This window comes from Planctobacterium marinum (genome assembly GCF_020687805.1).
GTDB lineage: Bacteria > Pseudomonadota > Gammaproteobacteria > Enterobacterales > Alteromonadaceae > Planctobacterium > Planctobacterium marinum.
Genome location: NZ_JAJEWQ010000006.1, coordinates 1 through 14,899 on the forward strand (window position 1 = coordinate 1; position 14,899 = coordinate 14,899).

Genomic DNA, 14,899 nt, shown 5'->3' on the forward strand with positions numbered 1-14,899 from the left:
ACGGTAAAGCAGATGTCGCGGTAAGGCGACCGTCCACCCAGTATCAGTATATTCTGCGCAGTAGCGATGGGGTCACAGAGCGAGTGTGGTTTGGCAAAGATGCAGCGGATATTCCACTGGCTGGTCCGGTACTCACCCGAATGTCGATGGCCGCCGCAGCCAGCGACTAATCGGGTAATTTATCAGGGGCCGCTATTGCGGCCTTTTTTATGGCTGTGACTGGTCGGCGGTAATGGCACAAAAGATGTTGTTCCACAACGATTCACAATGACTGCGAAAGTAACCCATATGACCAATTTGTTTGTCAAACTGGCGTGAATCGACGGTTTCCATATAAAGTTGGGCATTCTGATAATGGCGCATAAAGGCATCCCGGGAACGGGGTGGTGCCCATTTATCGTCAGTGGCATTAATCGCAGTGACAGGAAACTTTACCCGGGCAAAGTGCTGTTTGAGTTCCGACATTTCCGGATCATCAAAAAAGTAATTGGGAAAACTGCACCAGTGTTTCCACTGTTTATAAACATTTAGCGGGAGATCTTCCCCCATTCCCAGGCGACTCCAGGCTAAAAAACCGTACAAGCGAGTGATTAGCGGGGCAACAACATGCCACATAAAGCGCACTTTTATTTGCTCTGACTTTGGCATCCAACCATGCCAACCCGCGCCGGTACCGAATGTCCAAACGCCACGAACCGGGGTTAAATCGGGAAGCAACCCAATGGCATGACCGCCATAGGAGTGACCAACAATATAAAGCGGAGATTCAAATCGGGCGCAAAATTGTATTACCGCTGCCAGATCTTTTCTCGCCCAATCCAGATAATTCATTTTATAGCCTTTTAATGACTCCGGTTTAGAACGGCCAATTCCGCGATAATCAAAGGTTATTACCTGGCAACCTCGGGAAACGGCAGCAAGGGCGAAGCGTTTGTAAAAACCCTGAGGGGTGCCTGTTGCTCCTGCCAGAACAATCAAAGGAAGTTGAGGGGCATGCGCTGATGTGGTCGCAGGATGGTAGTGTAGGGCACCCAGTTGCACGCAATCGTCAGTGGTAATCGTCAGCTCTGTTACTGTGGCCATTATGGCTCTCCCATTAAATACTTAGCTGCATGATAAACTATGGAGTATACTCCGTAGTCAAGAGATAAAATGGGAAAAGCCTGATGCGCTCCGAACAATTAGCTGAAATAGCCAACGTGGGCAAAGATACGCTCAGATATTATGAAAAAATCGGTTTGTTAACGCCGCCACCAAGAGGGGCCAACGGCTACCGGCGCTATTCCAAAGAAAATCTGAACGAATTGAAATTTATCAAACTGGCACAATCCGTCGGTTTCACTTTAAATGAAATTAAACCTGCCATTGCTTTTGTGAACAATCCACAGCCGGGCTGTCCCAGGTTACGTCAGGCAATAGAAGACAAATTAACTGAAATTGAACTGCGAATAGAAGAACTGAACCAGTCAAAAGCGAAACTACGCCGCTGGATGGAGTACCACCTGGAGTGATCCGTGACCCCGTAGTGAGCTATAAATTCAGATCCTGTAGCGCGTCTTTAAGCTGAGGATACATAAAGGAAAATCCTGCTTCGCTGAGTTTGGTAGGGATTGCGTTTTGTCCCGTGATGAGCAAATCGGCCATCTCTCCCATCAGCACCTGCAATATTTTTTCAGGCATCGGCAGAAAAGCGGGTCGGCTAATTACCCCGGCCAGCGTTTTACTGAACTCCTTATTGGTAACCGGAGTGGGGGCCGTTAAATTAAAAGCACCTTGGCAATCGACGGTTTTTATCAAAAACAGTACGGCTCTGGCCATGTCTTCCAGATGAATCCAGGGCATATAATGGCTGCCATCACCGATTGGGCCCCCCAGACCAAATTTGAAGGGCAGTAGCATTTTGTCCAGCGCCCCGCCTTTATTGCTCAATACTATACCGGTACGGAGCAAACATACCCGGCTATGTGCTGAGGCCGACAGCGCCAGTGTTTCCCACTTTTTACAAAGCCGGTGGCTAAATTCATCGTGAATGTGCTCATAATCTTCTGAGATTGCAGCGTCACCCTGACGTCCGTAATACCCCACTGCAGAACCACTGATAAACACTCTGGGCGGAATATCACTGGCGTTTATCAGATCAGCCAGGCGTTTGGTGATCAACCAGCGACTGTTTTCCAGAAGGCGTTTTTGCTCGTCCGTCCAACGCTTGTTGACTATGGGCTCACCCGCCAGATTTATAACGGCATCAAACTCATTCAAATCTTTGAAACTGTCCAGGTTGCTGGTCCATTCTGCTTTAGCGGCAACCTGAGGCCCGTAGTACTTTTTTAATCGTTTTTTCGCGGCACTGACATCTCTGCTGACTCCCACAACTTCATGCTTTTCAATCACGGCATGTTTTATGATTTCCCGGCCTATCAGGCCTGATGCGCCAGTCAGCAATATTTTCATGGTTATTCTCGATAGCAACTCAATGTTAATGAAACGGAGTCGGCAAAACGCAGGGCGTGGGGCTTGTCTATCTCGACTGAAGCATAGGTTACCCATTCGTGTTCGCTGGCAATCTCCAGTACGTCTGAAGTCAGTTTTTCCAGAAGTGAAAAACGGTTATTTTCAACGTGCGCAATAATTTTTTTGGTGATGGTCCGGTAGTTCAGCGCGTCATTCATTTTATCTGAATCGGTGGCGTTGTCCGCGGGATAGTGAATAATGACATTTACAACAACATCCTGTTTGTTGTTGATCTCATCATCTTTGATGCCAATGTAGGTTCGTAGGCGTAAATTTTTAATTCTTATAACTGCTTGATTTAAATTCATTCTGGTAATCAACTTCCTGCTTTTTCTATGACATTTTAAACCATAAAATCTGAATATCACTGGTTAACACAAAGGTTATCTGCTACTTTTTGCAAAAAAATGAACAGGCCCCGGGTAATCGCGCCCGTGCTAACAATTTCTGGGAAAGCTACATGGAAAACCGTCTACCTACAACAATTAAGGTACTATTAGTTTGTGCTGCACTGGTGATAATACTTGCCGGGGTCAAAGCGGCGAGCAGTATTGTTGTGCCCTTTTTGTTGTCGATATTCATCGCCATGGCCAGCCATCCGATTATTAAGTGGATGAGCCGATACCACATCCCAAAAGGTATATCGGTATTATTGGTTATACTCACCATTGTGGTTTTTGGATTTATGCTGGCGGGATTAGTCGGGCAATCCATGAATGATTTTTCCGAGAAAATGCCGCAGTATAAATTGCAACTGGAAAATGAGTTTGTCTGGGTGGTGACACAGCTTCAGAATTTCAACATCCAGATCAACAAAGAGCAATTGCTCTCCTATCTCGATCCCGGTATGGCCATGAACGTGGCCACCAATCTGTTGTCCGGTCTGTCTGGTGTGCTGGGTAACTTTTTACTGATTTTACTGACGGTTATTTTTATGTTGATGGAAGCTGACAGCGTTCCACACAAGGTCCATATTGCGCTGGATGATCCGGCTATGCGCATGAATCAGGTCGATAAGGTACTGGCGTCAGTCAAAAATTATCTGGTGATCAAAACGGTAGTAAGCCTGGGGACTGGTTTACTGGCGGGCACATTTTTGTATTTCCTCGGCCTGGATCATTATTTCCTGTGGGGCGTACTGGCCTTCTTACTCAACTATGTACCTAATATTGGCTCCGCGATTGCCGCAGTCCCTGCGGTACTACTGGCTCTGATTCAGTTGGGGTCGGCATCCGCCGGCATAGTGGCTATCGGATACATAATTATTAATACTGTGATGGGTAACGTTATAGAGCCAAGGTACATGGGTAAAGGGCTGGGATTGTCTACGTTAGTGGTATTTTTATCACTGATCTTCTGGGGGTGGCTATTGGGGACCGTAGGCATGTTATTGTCGGTACCGCTCACTATGATTGGCAAAATTGTGCTGGAATCCAATCAGGATACCCGTTGGATTGCACTACTGTTGGCCGGTGGAGATATCAGTAATCAGGTTGCCGAAGCGCCTGAGGAGCAAGCTTAAAAGTGGCGCTTTTGAGAGTCAGGTAGCACTTGTCTGAGTAACGCCTGATACTGTTCATTCAGCAATAACTGTTGGTGCGTTTCGACGATTCGCTCACTGATATCAGCCCGGATTGCCGGGTTGGCTGCTAAGTACAACACTGGATTAGGCACAGGTACTGGTATGTCTGTTACGGTAAGCAGGTCCTGTTGATAGCCATAGTGAGCCAGAATTTGCGGTGTGATGGAAGGTTCATAAAATACAAAGTCCACCAATTGCGCGGTGATCATCTTTAACAGTCGCGATGATGAATCAACCAGAAGCAGTTGTTCAGATTCCAGAAAACCGGCTTCCTTCAGCATATGGTGGGTAGATAGTGCCCGCACAGCTGCCACTTTATAGTGCTTTAGCTGTTCGAATCTATTGATGCTAAGCTCAGGGCGACTGCTGAGCCTGGCAATTTGCAACTGCAATCTGGCAATGGGTATTAACCATTTGTAGTGGGCTTCGCGTTCAGGTGTTCTGGCTATCGCATAGATCAATGAGTTGCCATTGTCCTGACATTGTCGCTGCGCCTGTGCCCAGTTCATCATCAGTATTTCATAAGGTTGCCCGGTGGCATCTAACAACATTTTTACCGCATCTGTTGCTCTGCCGGCAGGTTGTTCCTCATGAATATGTTGCAGCCCATAGGTGATACCGGCGTAAACCTGAACAGGTTCCTGGCATTGACCCACTGAAACCAGCCATAAACCCGATAAAAATAATAAAACCCTGAGCACTTGCATATTGTTTGCCGATCATCTGCTATCGCATTAAGTATTTGTCATTTGCCGAATTTCGCAAGTGATTCCCGGCAATGACGTTGCAATGCTTAAAATTGCAAAATCACTTCCACACCGGACTGGTCAGCCAGGTTACGGATGCGAATTTTCGCCTTGTGATATTCAGCCACTATCCTGGCGATGAACAATCCCAGCCCTAAATGCGGAGTTTCCTGCGATTCTTCATGGCGGACCGAAATCATCGAGTCGAATAACTGTTCCTGCATATCTTCAGGCAGTAATTTGCCCTGATTACTCACCCGCAAAACGGGTTTTTGATTTTCGGTCATAAGAGAAATATCAATGCGGCCACCAGGGGGGCTGAAGTCAACCGCATTCGCGGTGATTTTGTCCAACATCTGCACAAACAAATCCGGTGCGCCCCAAAGTTTCAATTCCTTGTACTGGATATCACAATAAAAGGTCCGTTCCGGATACGCCAACTGATAACCGTGAGAACAACTATGTAGCAATGCCACCAGATCAAACTCTTCCGGCTCTGTGGCCTGTAGCGCATTTTCCAGGCGCGAAGCCTCACTCATGTTAGTGAGAATTTTGCTGAGCCTTTGCAGGCCTTCCTGTGCTCTGTCGATGTAGGGTTGTTGTTGTGGCGTGGGAGATTCAAGGCTTAAATTTTCCATTGAGGACTTAACAATGGCGACGGGAGTGCGTAGTTCATGAGACAGGCGTGACGCCATCTTTTCCAGGTAATTGTGATATTGCTGTAGTTTATCCAGGACACTGTGAAAGGTTCTGGACAGATCGCCGATTTCATCACGGGTACCGGACACCGGAATATTCGACAGGATTTTGCCATTGCCGTCTATCGCTTGCTCTGTTTCGTTGCGCAGTTTTCTGATCCGGGAGGAGATACGTGAAGCAAACAAAAACAGCGCCAGTGTGCCTAATATCATCACCAGTAAAATGATATTGAATAGGTCTTCCAGGGCTTTATTTTTCAGACTACGGATGCCATTTGTGGTTTGCTCAACAACAACCGCCCCCAGTACCTTGTCATCCAGATAGACCGGGTGTGCTGCCGACAGTATGACGGCCTTGTTGTCGGGCGTCAGCCGCCACAAGCTGTCTGCGGCACCTGCCAGCGCATTGTCAATGTCCTGGCCTTCCAGTGCGTAAGCATCTGTGAGTTCATCTACAAAGTCATCCGGTGGCCGGGTGAGAATGTGGTAATACAGCGGAAACAGGTATTCCTGTTCAAATTCTTCCCAGAGGTTTTCCGGCGGCAGCGGTTTAGCCAGGCGTGCTTCCAATCCCACGGAGGAAAAAATATCGCCGGAACGCGCCATTACCCGTTTGTGTTTGTCCACCACCCATACCCTGGCACCGGAGTGTTGAAGTCCTTTCACGATGCGTTCAATTTCCGGTGAGGGGACCAGCACTGTGCCCAGCGAATCCGGTTGTGCTGGGTTAGCGGTGCCAATTTTGAGTTTAACCTGAGGAGCCTCAGTATCGTCAACATCGTTAATTTCAAACGCAATTTTATCGGATAGCATCGCCAGTGGGATACGCAATTCAATGTTGTATCCCTGCTCCGTTGTTTCCCAATGACCCTGTATACGCGACTCAATACCCAACGGGCGAAACGAATCGTTAACGGGCGGTAACTCCCAGGCATTTACCCAGCCTGAGCTGTAATTTGAAATAAGATAGCGGTGAAAGCGTTTTTCCCTGTCAGTCAGAGCGATATGCAAAAAGTCATTGCGGTCCACACGTAAACTGTTTTTGTCCCGCATTACGGTGTGGTCGTCAGTGACCTCGAAAAACGCGTAAAGATAGGCATCGTAAATGCCCACCATATGGGTAAAGTGCAAATCTTCGCGCTGATAATTTTCAGATTCACCCAACACATAGGATTCACCATAATTGATGGCCAGATGTTTGTAGTCCAGCCAGTCCGCGAGTCCGCCATCCAGGCGTATGGGATCAACAATACGATGAGCGTACAGATCCCGTCCTGGGAATACATCTTGTTGATAGCTGGCCTGGGTATCGAATAAGGTAGGTCGCTCGTGCAGCGCCGTAGCAACTGCGCGGGCTGTTCCCATCAGGGTTTGTTCCTGTCCCAGCAACAGGTAATTTTCCAGCTCCCACATGTACTTGTATCCCAGCCAGGGAATAGTAAACAGGAATGACGAAAGCACGAGTAGTTTAAAGCGAATACCAACGCGAAAGTGCCACATTACAGAGTATCCCGACTCACAGGCTAGTGACTTTTCCAGCGATAGCCCATACCGTAAACCGTTTCTATGCGGTCAAAACTGGCATCTGATTGCTGGAATTTGCGTCGAATACGCTTGATATGGGAGGTAATGGTGGTGTCATCCACCACCATGCGGGATTCATCCATTAGCTGTTGTCGACTTTTCACATGACCGGCATGGCGGGCAATGGCAAACAACATCCAAAACTCGGTAACAGTCAGTTCAACAGGCTGTTGCTTCCAGCAGATGGTCATGCGATTTGTGTTCATACTCAGATCGCCCGATTCCAGGATATCTTCCTGATTTACCGGCATTTTTAGCAGTTCGGTGCGGCGAAACAAGGCGGCAATTCTGGCCAGTAAGTGAGGCAAACTAATGTCTTTGGTCAGGTAGTCATCCGCCCCCATCCTCAATCCACAAATGGTGTCATAGTCATTGTCTCTGGCGGTAAAGAAAATAATGGGCAGGGAAGGGGACAGACCCCGCAATTGTTGGCACAAGGTGAAGCCGCCGTCGATTTCTTCTTTCAGACCAATATCAATGATGGCCAAATCCGGCAATCGTTGTTGAAAGGCATCTGATGCGCTGAGTCGGTCTTCATAGCAAAGTACGTCGTAGCCTTGTTTACTCAGCGCCGCGTGATAGTTGTCCCTGATGGCGAAATCATCTTCTACCAGGGCGATTCTTTTTGACATAGTGATACGTACTCAGGTTACCAGGACAATAAAATATCGTTGATTAACAAATGCAGTCTTTGCTCCTGATAATCCTCAAGGTTTAAATAAAACAAAAATGCGATAGCAATCACGAAGCTCATCAAGAGTAATCCTTTATGACGTTTGCTGCTCATGTTTCTTCTCGTTTTTCAGGTTGCTGTCAAAGTGACATCTATATGACCGTAAGCATAATAAAAAATTCGGCCTGAACCAGAGTTAAATGACGAACCGTCACAATTTCCATTTTTTCGCCACAATTTGGCCTTTCATTGACACTTTTAACAGGCCGCAGCCGGGGGCATATTCTCGCCACAATTGCTCGCCACATTGCCATTTTTTATCCATACAGCGGCCATTTGTGAGGTTTTTAATGATAGGCACACAAAGCAAAAACCACTGAGGTGCATTATGAAAAACATCAACGTTAAAAAAACACTATTGGCCGTATCTGTTATCTCTGCCGTGAGCCTGTCGGGCATTGCCCACGCTGTGCCGCAGACATCCTATCAGGAGCAGGAAGAGAAGAATATTTTGGTGGGCATGGGCAGCGGTGCTTTGATCGGGGCCGGGGTTGCCGGACCGGTGGGCGGCATCATTGGCGGTGTTCTGGGAATGTTCATTGGGGATGACGTCAGTAAAACAGAGCAAAATCAAGATTTACAGGTACGACTAAAACACTCAGAAACGGCCCTGCTGGCAATGCAAAAAGACTACGAGGCAACCCTGTTTGCTTACCAACAACTGCAGAAGCAGCAAGGTCAGGTGCAGGTGGCCGCGATGGAAAAGAGCCGTTCACCTGTGGCCCTCGACGATCTGCTGGCAGCCAAGGCCAATATCCAGTTTAAAACCGCCTCCTGGCAGCTAGAGCAACACTATGTCGAACAACTGGATAAGGTTGCAGCGCAACTGAAAAGTGACCCAAAACTCATGGTTCAGTTGTTTGGCTATGCCGATCGTCGCGGCGATGAAGATTACAATCTGCAGTTGTCTGAAAAACGGGCCGACCAGGTTAAACGCTACCTGTTATCGGTAGGCGTTAATGCAGCCCAAATTGAGACCGCAGGCTATGGTGAGGCCCAACCGGTAACGGTTGAGCAAACCTGGGAAGATGACTTTTTTGATCGCCGGGTGGTGGTGCGTTTGACCTCCGATGATTCTGTGATGACAGCGAAACAATAGGGGAATTGTAGTGCGCAGCAATCATTCAGAATGGGAACGTGGGCAAACGCCCACCATTTCCCGGTGGTTTTCAGTGGCTTTTGCCAGATTAGTTTTCTCTGCCGCTATGCTACAAGGTATAGCATTTCTGGGCTTATTGTTATTGGCTGTGTGGCTGGCTTCATCTGCTGAAGCCAGCCAGAGCGAGCGGCGTCAAACGCAATGGGAGTTGTCTGTCATTAATGGGCTGTTGGTTTTTAAACAGGAAACCACAACCGATACTGGCGCTGATATTAAACCCGGAAGCGAGGACGCTGCTAAACAGCAAAATCGCACAGCTGAACAACAGAATGAACCCATGGTGCTGGTGTCGCAGCACAGCCAATACAACACTGTGGTTTCCGGGATGGTGGCCCGTTCTACACTGGTGCAGCGGTTCAAAAATCCTGGTGAAGATTGGCTGCAAGGGCGTTATCAATTTCCGCTGCCTGAAGACGCGGCAGTAGACAGCCTGACCATGCGCATAGGTCAACGGGAAATCAAGGGCGTCATCAAAGAAAAGCGCGCGGCACAAGCCGCTTTTAAACAGGCGCAGCAAAATGGACAACGCGCTTCTTTGGTGAGCCAGCAACGACCAAACTTATTCACCACGCAACTGGCCAATATTGGCCCGTTTGAAGACATCGAGATAGAAATTCAGTTTCAACAAAAGGTGCGTATTGTTGATGGTGAATTCCGGTTGCGTCTGCCGACCACTTTTATTCCTCGCTTTGGCTCTGATTCGGAGCATGAGTCGGTATTTGCACCCCGGAACAGACCTGATATCGATATTCGCCTGACCCTGGATGCACAGGCTGAACTGGCCTACCTGAACAGTCCTCACTTTCCAATTCGGACAGAACAAAGCGGCGGGTATCGCTATGCAATCAACCTCGCACAAGCCAGTATTGCTGATCGGGATTTTGAATTGCTCTGGCGCTACCAAAATCAGCAGCCGACAGTTTTGCATTACCGGGAAGCTTTGCCAGATGGCGAGTATGGATTACTGATGCTGTTACCGGGTCAGGAATCCGCGCGTATGCCCTTGTCACGAGAAATCACGCTGGTTGTTGATACCTCTTCGTCCATGGGCGGACAGGCCATAGAACAGGCTAAAAAGGCATTGTTATTGGCGATTGATGAGTTAACTGAACTCGATGCTTTTAACATTATTGAATTCAACTCAGCGGCAACTTCGTTGTGGGGTTCACCGCGCGCTGTAAATGCGACCAGTAAGCAGGCCGCTAAAGATTTTGTCACCCGCTTAAAAGCGGATGGCGGGACGAACATATACGAGGCGATTGATCTGGCACTGCTGACCCAACATGCTACGCAAGCTTTACAGCAAATCGTGTTTATCACAGACGGTGCTATCGGTTACGAAAACAGTATTCTTACCGAGATTCAGTCCCGGCTTGGTGAGACCCGGCTGTTTACCGTGGGTATTGGCGCCGCGCCAAACAGTTATTTTATGGTGCAGGCAGCACAGGCTGGCAGGGGAACCTATACCTACATCTCCTCGCCACAACAAATCGAGCAGCGGATGCGGGAGCTACTTAAAAAGTTAGCACAGCCGGCGTTGACCGACATCAACTTGCAATCTGACGTGGCAATGGCGTTTTATCCTGAACGTATACCTGATCTGTATTATGGTGAGCCCATCGTTATTGCCTATCAATCGCCGACAGCGGTAACCGATGTGCATTTTACCGGTGTGCTGGGTGAAGCCGCCTGGCAACAGACGTTGACCCTGGATTATTTGCCGGACCGACCCGGTGTGGCAAAGTACTGGGCACAACAAAAAATTCAGGATCTGTTGGCGAAGCAGCGGTTCATGGCTTTCGATGCCAGCAGCGATACGGCGCCATACCAGCAAAAGATTCTGCAAGTGGCGTTGCAACACAATCTGGTCAGCCCTTACACCAGTTTAATTGCGGTAGATCTGGCTGAAAACGGTCGCCCCAACAATACTCCTTTGTTGGCTCAAATGCCTTCAACCGCGCTGGACTCACCCAGACGATTTATGCTGGCTGGAATTTTATTGCTCATGGGATTGTGCCTATCTGTTTGGCACTGGCGGTCAGAACAAAGTCTCAGGCAATCGGGAGCTACTCATGTTTAGCAGTGAAACCTATTATGAGACCCGAAGGCCTTTTGTGACCTGGCGTAAGGCGTTGATCTTATTGTTGATTGCCGCTGCTGCGTGGCAATTCGGACAAGGTATGTGGATACAGGCGAAAGCATCAGTGGCGCAACTACTGATTTCCAGAGCGTGGCAGGAAACACTGCGCACTGAACAACCCATTCCGCCCTGGCCCTGGGCGGACACCTGGCCGGTAGCCAAACTGAGTATTCCGGCACATGGCAAACCACTGTATGGCCTGGCGGGAAGCTCTCCTGCGATTATCGCCTTTGGCCCCGGTCATCTGGTGCAATCAGCGTTTCCTGGGTAACCGGGCAACAGCGTATTTGTGGGTCATCGCGATACCCATTTCGCCATATTGGAAGCAATACAACCCGGCGAATTGATTGAAGTGGAAACCCGATACGGTAAAACTTTGTATCGCGTCGATGCGGTTCGAATTGCCCATGAATCTCAGGCGGATGTTGTCGAAGAAACCTTGTCGAGTACTCTGACACTAATCACCTGCTATCCCTTTAATTCTGTGCAGGCAGGTACTGACATGAGATTTATCGTGACTGCGAATAAAATTAGTGAGTAATTTGGGCTGATGCATGGTATTGCATCAGCGCGGGAATGTTACTGTAATCCTGGCACCCTGAAATTCTGATGTGCCCATGGCTAACTGGCCCTCGTAGGCTGACACCAGGTCAGAAACGATGGCCATACCAATGCCCTGACCGGATTCGTAACTATCCAGGCGTTTGCCCCGTTCTAACAACAGGTGTTGTTTGTCTTCGGGGATACCCGGACCGTCATCACTGACAGATAGCTCAAGGTACTTATCCGTTTGCCGGACTTCTATCAGTACCCTTTGTTTCGCGGCTTTACAGGCGTTATCCATCAGGTTCCCCAGCAATTCCATCAGATCCGTGGCATCACCGCAAAACTCGGTATTGGGGGCGATGTCGTGCTCGATAAGAATGAATTTATCTGCGTATACTTTTTCCATAGCAACAGTGAGTTTTTCAATCACAGTGTTCACTGGGGTGCTCTGGTTCCAACGGCTACCGGCACCGGCGACAGCACGTTTTAACTGGCGTTGAATGATCTGATCGATTTGGGTGACCGGCTCTCTGCCTTCGTCCGGCAAATTCCGAAGTCCGGACAACACGGCCAGCGGGGTTTTCAGACTGTGGGCCAAATCACCTAAACTGTTTTTATAGCGCTCTCTTTGATTTTCCTCGGTGCTGAGTAAATGGTTCAGATTGTTTTTTAAGGTTTCCAGTTCCGGAGGATATTGGTGGGTGATGCGAGTGTGGCTGCCTTTTTTGATACTGGCGATTTCATTAACCAGTTTATTGATAGGCCGCAACGCGGTATTCAGGGTGAAGAGCAATAACAGTAGCAAGAGTGCAGCAATAATGCCCAACCAGTTTAACAAGGTCGATTCAAAGCGTGCGATTTCTTCATCGTAGGTGGCCTTATCCATAAACACATGAAAAGCTACCGGGGAAAGCCCCAGGTCAGTTTCAAACTCGGCAGTGTAGCTGTAGCGAAAGTAGGTTATTTTGTTTTCGTCATCGGGTATCACCACAAACTGCGACTTTCCGGGTAGCGGAAAGGTTTGGATTTTGGGCCAGCGCCAATTTATCGCCGACATGGATTTCCACACCAGGTTATCGTAGTTGTGGATGATCGCGTAGATACCGGAGTCGGGCAGGTTAAATTCGCCATGGATCATTAACTCAGGCATATACACTTCTTTGCCTTCGATTTCGAACTCAGAAATCAGGGTTAAACTCAATAATCGCAGGCGTTCAAAGGTGGCCTGGTGAATACTGGCAGAGTAGGCCTGTTGCAAGGCGTAGTTCATCAGTGGGATAAAAAACAGCAGCGCTATAAGCGCTGCTGTGAAAGTACGTACCTTTAACGAGATGGGTTTCATAGTTGGCGATTAATGCGATATCCCCGGCCGCGCAGTGTTTCGATGGGCTTGTAACTATTGTCCGGATCCAGTTTTTTCCGTAAACGACCCACAAACACTTCGATAACATTACTGTCTAAATCAAAATCCTGGTCGTAAATGTGCTCTGTTAGCTCTGTTTTTGAGATGATCTTTTTCGGGTTCATCATCAGGTATTCTATGACTTTATACTCGTAAGCCGTCAGATCTAAAGACTCACCACCAACCAGGACCTCCTGAGTGACAGTGTCCAGGGTAATTGGGCCAATTTCCACTTTCGGACTGGATTGGCCAGACGAACGTCTTATCAGGGCGTTAACTCTGGCCAGTAGTTCCTCTTCCTGGAAGGGTTTAGTCAGGTAGTCATCGGCGCCGGCATCCAGGCCTTCTACCTTTTCCTGCCAGCGATCCCGGGCTGTGAGAATCAGTACCGGGCAACTGATTTGCTTTTGACGAATGCGTTTTAACAGCTCAAAACCATCGATTTCTGGTAAGCCAACGTCAACAATGGCAGCGTCGTAGGGGTATTCTTCAAATAAAAATTGCGCTTTTTTGCCGTCGTCAGCCAAATCAACACTGTATCCTTGCTTTTGCATCAGTTGGTCTAACTGAGTCAGTAGTCGGGCGTCGTCCTCAACAATTAATATTCTCATGTGCTACGTCCTTCTTGTCCTTCTTCGGCGCGTCTGTTGATTTCAATAAAAATGACGCGGCCCGAGCTTTGCAATATTTTAACCCGGTATTTATCACCGTACTTTTCTACTTTCAGCACCCGTCCAGATACCTGGCGCTGCGCCAATTTAGCCGCTTCCGCTTTGCTGCCGGCAGATTCAGACGCCATGCTCTGAAAGCCGAAAAACAACATTGTGAAAAGCGTTATATACCTCAAAAACTGCATTAATTTGTCCGAAAAATTCAGGTTACCTGGTGAATTAAACTCGCCATCGGGCGCGTTAACTTATGTGATTCACCTGTTTGGCAACCTCTAGTGTAACTGCTTATTTTCTTTTGTACATGGTCGGAGATAAGTTCACCTCCAGTCGAATCCGATTGCCAGGATGTTGTCGGGTAAACGTGGTAAAACGCTCCCCCTTATAGCGGTAGGTTACCTCATACCCTTTCAGTTTTTTACTGTAGCGAGAATTATGCACATTGTCGTAACAACGCTCGTCGTACTCCCTGACATGAGAATCATGGCTGTTGACGTAGTAATAGTCGTCTGAATACCCGTCATTGTAATGGCGAACATGCGGATCGCTATCCCGACCCACTTCGTGCCCAATGACGCCACCAACCAGGGCACCGGCAACCGTAGCAATACCTCTGTTTTTACTGTTTTTGCCCAATGTGTTGCCTACCACACCACCCAACACCGCGCCGGTGATAGTGGAAGCATCAGAGCGATGACCCTGGTAGTGGTGTTGGGTTCTTCGGTATTTCTTACGGCATTGATAGTGAGAATGTGAATGGTATCCATGACCACCGTGATAAACGGGCGTAACCTTAATCACTCGCCCATAATCATAATAACGGCTGTGGTGGCCTGCGAACGCTGTTGTACTGATGATTAACAGCAGTGATGTTAAAGCTGGCAATATGCGTTTCATAGTGACTCTCCTCAGTATATGGACCCAAATTACCGCAAGATTTTATGTCTGAGTGATCGCTGCGCCTTTTGCCAAAAACGCATAAAACAATACTCGACAACCAGCATGGTCAGCTCACTGTTGTTTGCCTGAACGCGTTATATTGCGCCGAATTCGAGCATCTTTAAGTACTCTGGGTATGTTTATACTGTAGGTCAGTGTTGCTGAATAACTGCTGAACTTTTATTAAACCA

The 14,899-nt window shown here is 48.1% G+C and carries 16 protein-coding genes and 1 pseudogene; 6 read left to right on the forward strand and 11 right to left on the reverse strand.

Annotated elements, in window-relative coordinates:
- Nucleotides 1–207 precede the first annotated feature (207 nt).
- Nucleotides 208–1,083 carry an alpha/beta hydrolase family protein gene (locus tag LJ740_RS17865; RefSeq protein ID WP_229530497.1) on the reverse strand — a complete coding sequence of 292 codons (876 nt, stop codon included), beginning with the start codon at nt 1,081–1,083 and terminating at the stop codon, nt 208–210.
- Nucleotides 1,084–1,166: 83 nt separating this feature from the next.
- On the opposite strand from LJ740_RS17865, the gene LJ740_RS17870 reads away from it, so the two are divergent.
- Complete coding sequence (locus LJ740_RS17870; protein ID WP_229530498.1) at nt 1,167–1,511, forward strand: MerR family transcriptional regulator; 345 nt, start codon at nt 1,167–1,169, stop codon at nt 1,509–1,511.
- A 19-nt stretch (nt 1,512–1,530) separates the two neighbouring features.
- On the opposite strand, the gene LJ740_RS17875 is transcribed toward LJ740_RS17870, so the two are convergent.
- Nucleotides 1,531–2,451, reverse strand: a complete 921-nt coding sequence (locus LJ740_RS17875; RefSeq protein WP_229530499.1) for a TIGR01777 family oxidoreductase — start codon at nt 2,449–2,451, stop codon at nt 1,531–1,533.
- 2 nt (nt 2,452–2,453) lie between these two features.
- Nucleotides 2,454–2,819 (reverse strand): dihydroneopterin triphosphate 2'-epimerase, encoded by a 366-nt coding sequence (folX, locus tag LJ740_RS17880; RefSeq protein WP_229530500.1) that lies wholly within the window; start codon nt 2,817–2,819, stop codon nt 2,454–2,456.
- 152 nt (nt 2,820–2,971) lie between these two features.
- Between folX and LJ740_RS17885 the strand changes: the two genes are divergently transcribed.
- Nucleotides 2,972–4,033, forward strand: a complete 1,062-nt coding sequence (locus tag LJ740_RS17885) for an AI-2E family transporter (protein ID WP_229530501.1) — start codon at nt 2,972–2,974, stop codon at nt 4,031–4,033.
- On the opposite strand, the gene LJ740_RS17890 is transcribed toward LJ740_RS17885, so the two are convergent.
- From LJ740_RS17890 to LJ740_RS17905, 4 genes are all read right to left on the reverse strand, one after another.
- Nucleotides 4,030–4,800: a type 2 periplasmic-binding domain-containing protein gene (locus LJ740_RS17890; protein ID WP_229530502.1), complete on the reverse strand. Its 771-nt coding sequence runs from the start codon at nt 4,798–4,800 to the stop codon at nt 4,030–4,032. The two genes, LJ740_RS17885 and LJ740_RS17890, sit on opposite strands and share 4 nt — an antisense overlap.
- An 86-nt stretch (nt 4,801–4,886) precedes the next feature.
- Nucleotides 4,887–7,037 carry a proteobacterial dedicated sortase system histidine kinase gene (pdsS, locus tag LJ740_RS17895; protein WP_229530503.1) on the reverse strand — a complete coding sequence of 717 codons (2,151 nt, stop codon included), beginning with the start codon at nt 7,035–7,037 and terminating at the stop codon, nt 4,887–4,889.
- Nucleotides 7,038–7,060: 23 nt separating this feature from the next.
- Nucleotides 7,061–7,753, reverse strand: a complete 693-nt coding sequence (gene pdsR, locus LJ740_RS17900) for a proteobacterial dedicated sortase system response regulator (RefSeq protein ID WP_229530504.1) — start codon at nt 7,751–7,753, stop codon at nt 7,061–7,063.
- A 17-nt stretch (nt 7,754–7,770) separates the two neighbouring features.
- Complete coding sequence (locus LJ740_RS17905; RefSeq protein ID WP_229530505.1) at nt 7,771–7,908, reverse strand: hypothetical protein; 138 nt, start codon at nt 7,906–7,908, stop codon at nt 7,771–7,773.
- Between the two features lie 274 nt (nt 7,909–8,182).
- On the opposite strand from LJ740_RS17905, the gene pdsO reads away from it, so the two are divergent.
- The 4 genes and pseudogenes from pdsO to LJ740_RS17925 form a co-directional block, all read left to right on the forward strand.
- Nucleotides 8,183–8,953, forward strand: coding sequence for a sortase-associated OmpA-like protein PdsO (gene pdsO, locus LJ740_RS17910; protein ID WP_229530506.1), 771 nt, complete (start codon nt 8,183–8,185; stop codon nt 8,951–8,953).
- Between the two features lie 10 nt (nt 8,954–8,963).
- Nucleotides 8,964–11,093, forward strand: a complete 2,130-nt coding sequence (locus LJ740_RS17915; protein ID WP_229530507.1) for a VIT domain-containing protein — start codon at nt 8,964–8,966, stop codon at nt 11,091–11,093.
- Nucleotides 11,086–11,424 (forward strand): sortase family protein, encoded by a 339-nt coding sequence (locus LJ740_RS17920; protein ID WP_229530508.1) that lies wholly within the window; start codon nt 11,086–11,088, stop codon nt 11,422–11,424. Before LJ740_RS17915 ends, LJ740_RS17920 begins: the two co-directional genes overlap by 8 nt.
- Before the next feature lie 15 nt (nt 11,425–11,439).
- Nucleotides 11,440–11,694, forward strand: a pseudogene (locus tag LJ740_RS17925) (sortase domain-containing protein); the annotation flags it as partial.
- 24 nt (nt 11,695–11,718) lie between these two features.
- Here LJ740_RS17925 and LJ740_RS17930 read toward each other — a convergent pair.
- From LJ740_RS17930 to LJ740_RS17945, 4 genes are all read right to left on the reverse strand, one after another.
- The gene (locus tag LJ740_RS17930; protein ID WP_229530510.1) at nt 11,719–13,041 is read right to left on the reverse strand and encodes an ATP-binding protein; all 1,323 of its coding nucleotides are present in this window, start codon (nt 13,039–13,041) and stop codon (nt 11,719–11,721) included.
- On the reverse strand, nt 13,038–13,712 hold the full coding sequence (locus tag LJ740_RS17935) for a response regulator transcription factor (protein WP_229530511.1): 675 nt from the start codon (nt 13,710–13,712) through the stop codon (nt 13,038–13,040). Before LJ740_RS17935 ends, LJ740_RS17930 begins: the two co-directional genes overlap by 4 nt.
- Nucleotides 13,709–13,900, reverse strand: coding sequence for a PepSY domain-containing protein (locus LJ740_RS17940; protein ID WP_229530512.1), 192 nt, complete (start codon nt 13,898–13,900; stop codon nt 13,709–13,711). Before LJ740_RS17940 ends, LJ740_RS17935 begins: the two co-directional genes overlap by 4 nt.
- A 157-nt stretch (nt 13,901–14,057) precedes the next feature.
- Nucleotides 14,058–14,666 (reverse strand): glycine zipper 2TM domain-containing protein, encoded by a 609-nt coding sequence (locus tag LJ740_RS17945; RefSeq protein ID WP_229530513.1) that lies wholly within the window; start codon nt 14,664–14,666, stop codon nt 14,058–14,060.
- Between the last annotated feature and the right edge of the window lie 233 nt (nt 14,667–14,899).

What these genes read in the sequence shown, in the direction of transcription:
- LJ740_RS17875 (WP_229530499.1), bottom strand. Translation starts at nt 2,451, where the DNA reads ATGAAAATATTGCTGACTGGCGCATCAGGCCTGATAGGCCGGGAAATC.
- pdsR (WP_229530504.1), bottom strand. Translation starts at nt 7,753, where the DNA reads ATGTCAAAAAGAATCGCCCTGGTAGAAGATGATTTCGCCATCAGGGAC.
- LJ740_RS17935 (WP_229530511.1), bottom strand. Translation starts at nt 13,712, where the DNA reads ATGAGAATATTAATTGTTGAGGACGACGCCCGACTACTGACTCAGTTA.
- LJ740_RS17865 (WP_229530497.1), bottom strand. Translation starts at nt 1,083, where the DNA reads ATGGCCACAGTAACAGAGCTGACGATTACCACTGACGATTGCGTGCAA.
- LJ740_RS17870 (WP_229530498.1), top strand. Translation starts at nt 1,167, where the DNA reads ATGCGCTCCGAACAATTAGCTGAAATAGCCAACGTGGGCAAAGATACG.
- LJ740_RS17905 (WP_229530505.1), bottom strand. Translation starts at nt 7,908, where the DNA reads ATGAGCAGCAAACGTCATAAAGGATTACTCTTGATGAGCTTCGTGATT.
- pdsO (WP_229530506.1), top strand. Translation starts at nt 8,183, where the DNA reads ATGAAAAACATCAACGTTAAAAAAACACTATTGGCCGTATCTGTTATC.
- pdsS (WP_229530503.1), bottom strand. Translation starts at nt 7,037, where the DNA reads ATGTGGCACTTTCGCGTTGGTATTCGCTTTAAACTACTCGTGCTTTCG.
- LJ740_RS17920 (WP_229530508.1), top strand. Translation starts at nt 11,086, where the DNA reads ATGTTTAGCAGTGAAACCTATTATGAGACCCGAAGGCCTTTTGTGACC.
- LJ740_RS17930 (WP_229530510.1), bottom strand. Translation starts at nt 13,041, where the DNA reads ATGAAACCCATCTCGTTAAAGGTACGTACTTTCACAGCAGCGCTTATA.
- LJ740_RS17945 (WP_229530513.1), bottom strand. Translation starts at nt 14,666, where the DNA reads ATGAAACGCATATTGCCAGCTTTAACATCACTGCTGTTAATCATCAGT.
- LJ740_RS17940 (WP_229530512.1), bottom strand. Translation starts at nt 13,900, where the DNA reads ATGGCGTCTGAATCTGCCGGCAGCAAAGCGGAAGCGGCTAAATTGGCG.
- LJ740_RS17890 (WP_229530502.1), bottom strand. Translation starts at nt 4,800, where the DNA reads ATGCAAGTGCTCAGGGTTTTATTATTTTTATCGGGTTTATGGCTGGTT.
- folX (WP_229530500.1), bottom strand. Translation starts at nt 2,819, where the DNA reads ATGAATTTAAATCAAGCAGTTATAAGAATTAAAAATTTACGCCTACGA.
- LJ740_RS17885 (WP_229530501.1), top strand. Translation starts at nt 2,972, where the DNA reads ATGGAAAACCGTCTACCTACAACAATTAAGGTACTATTAGTTTGTGCT.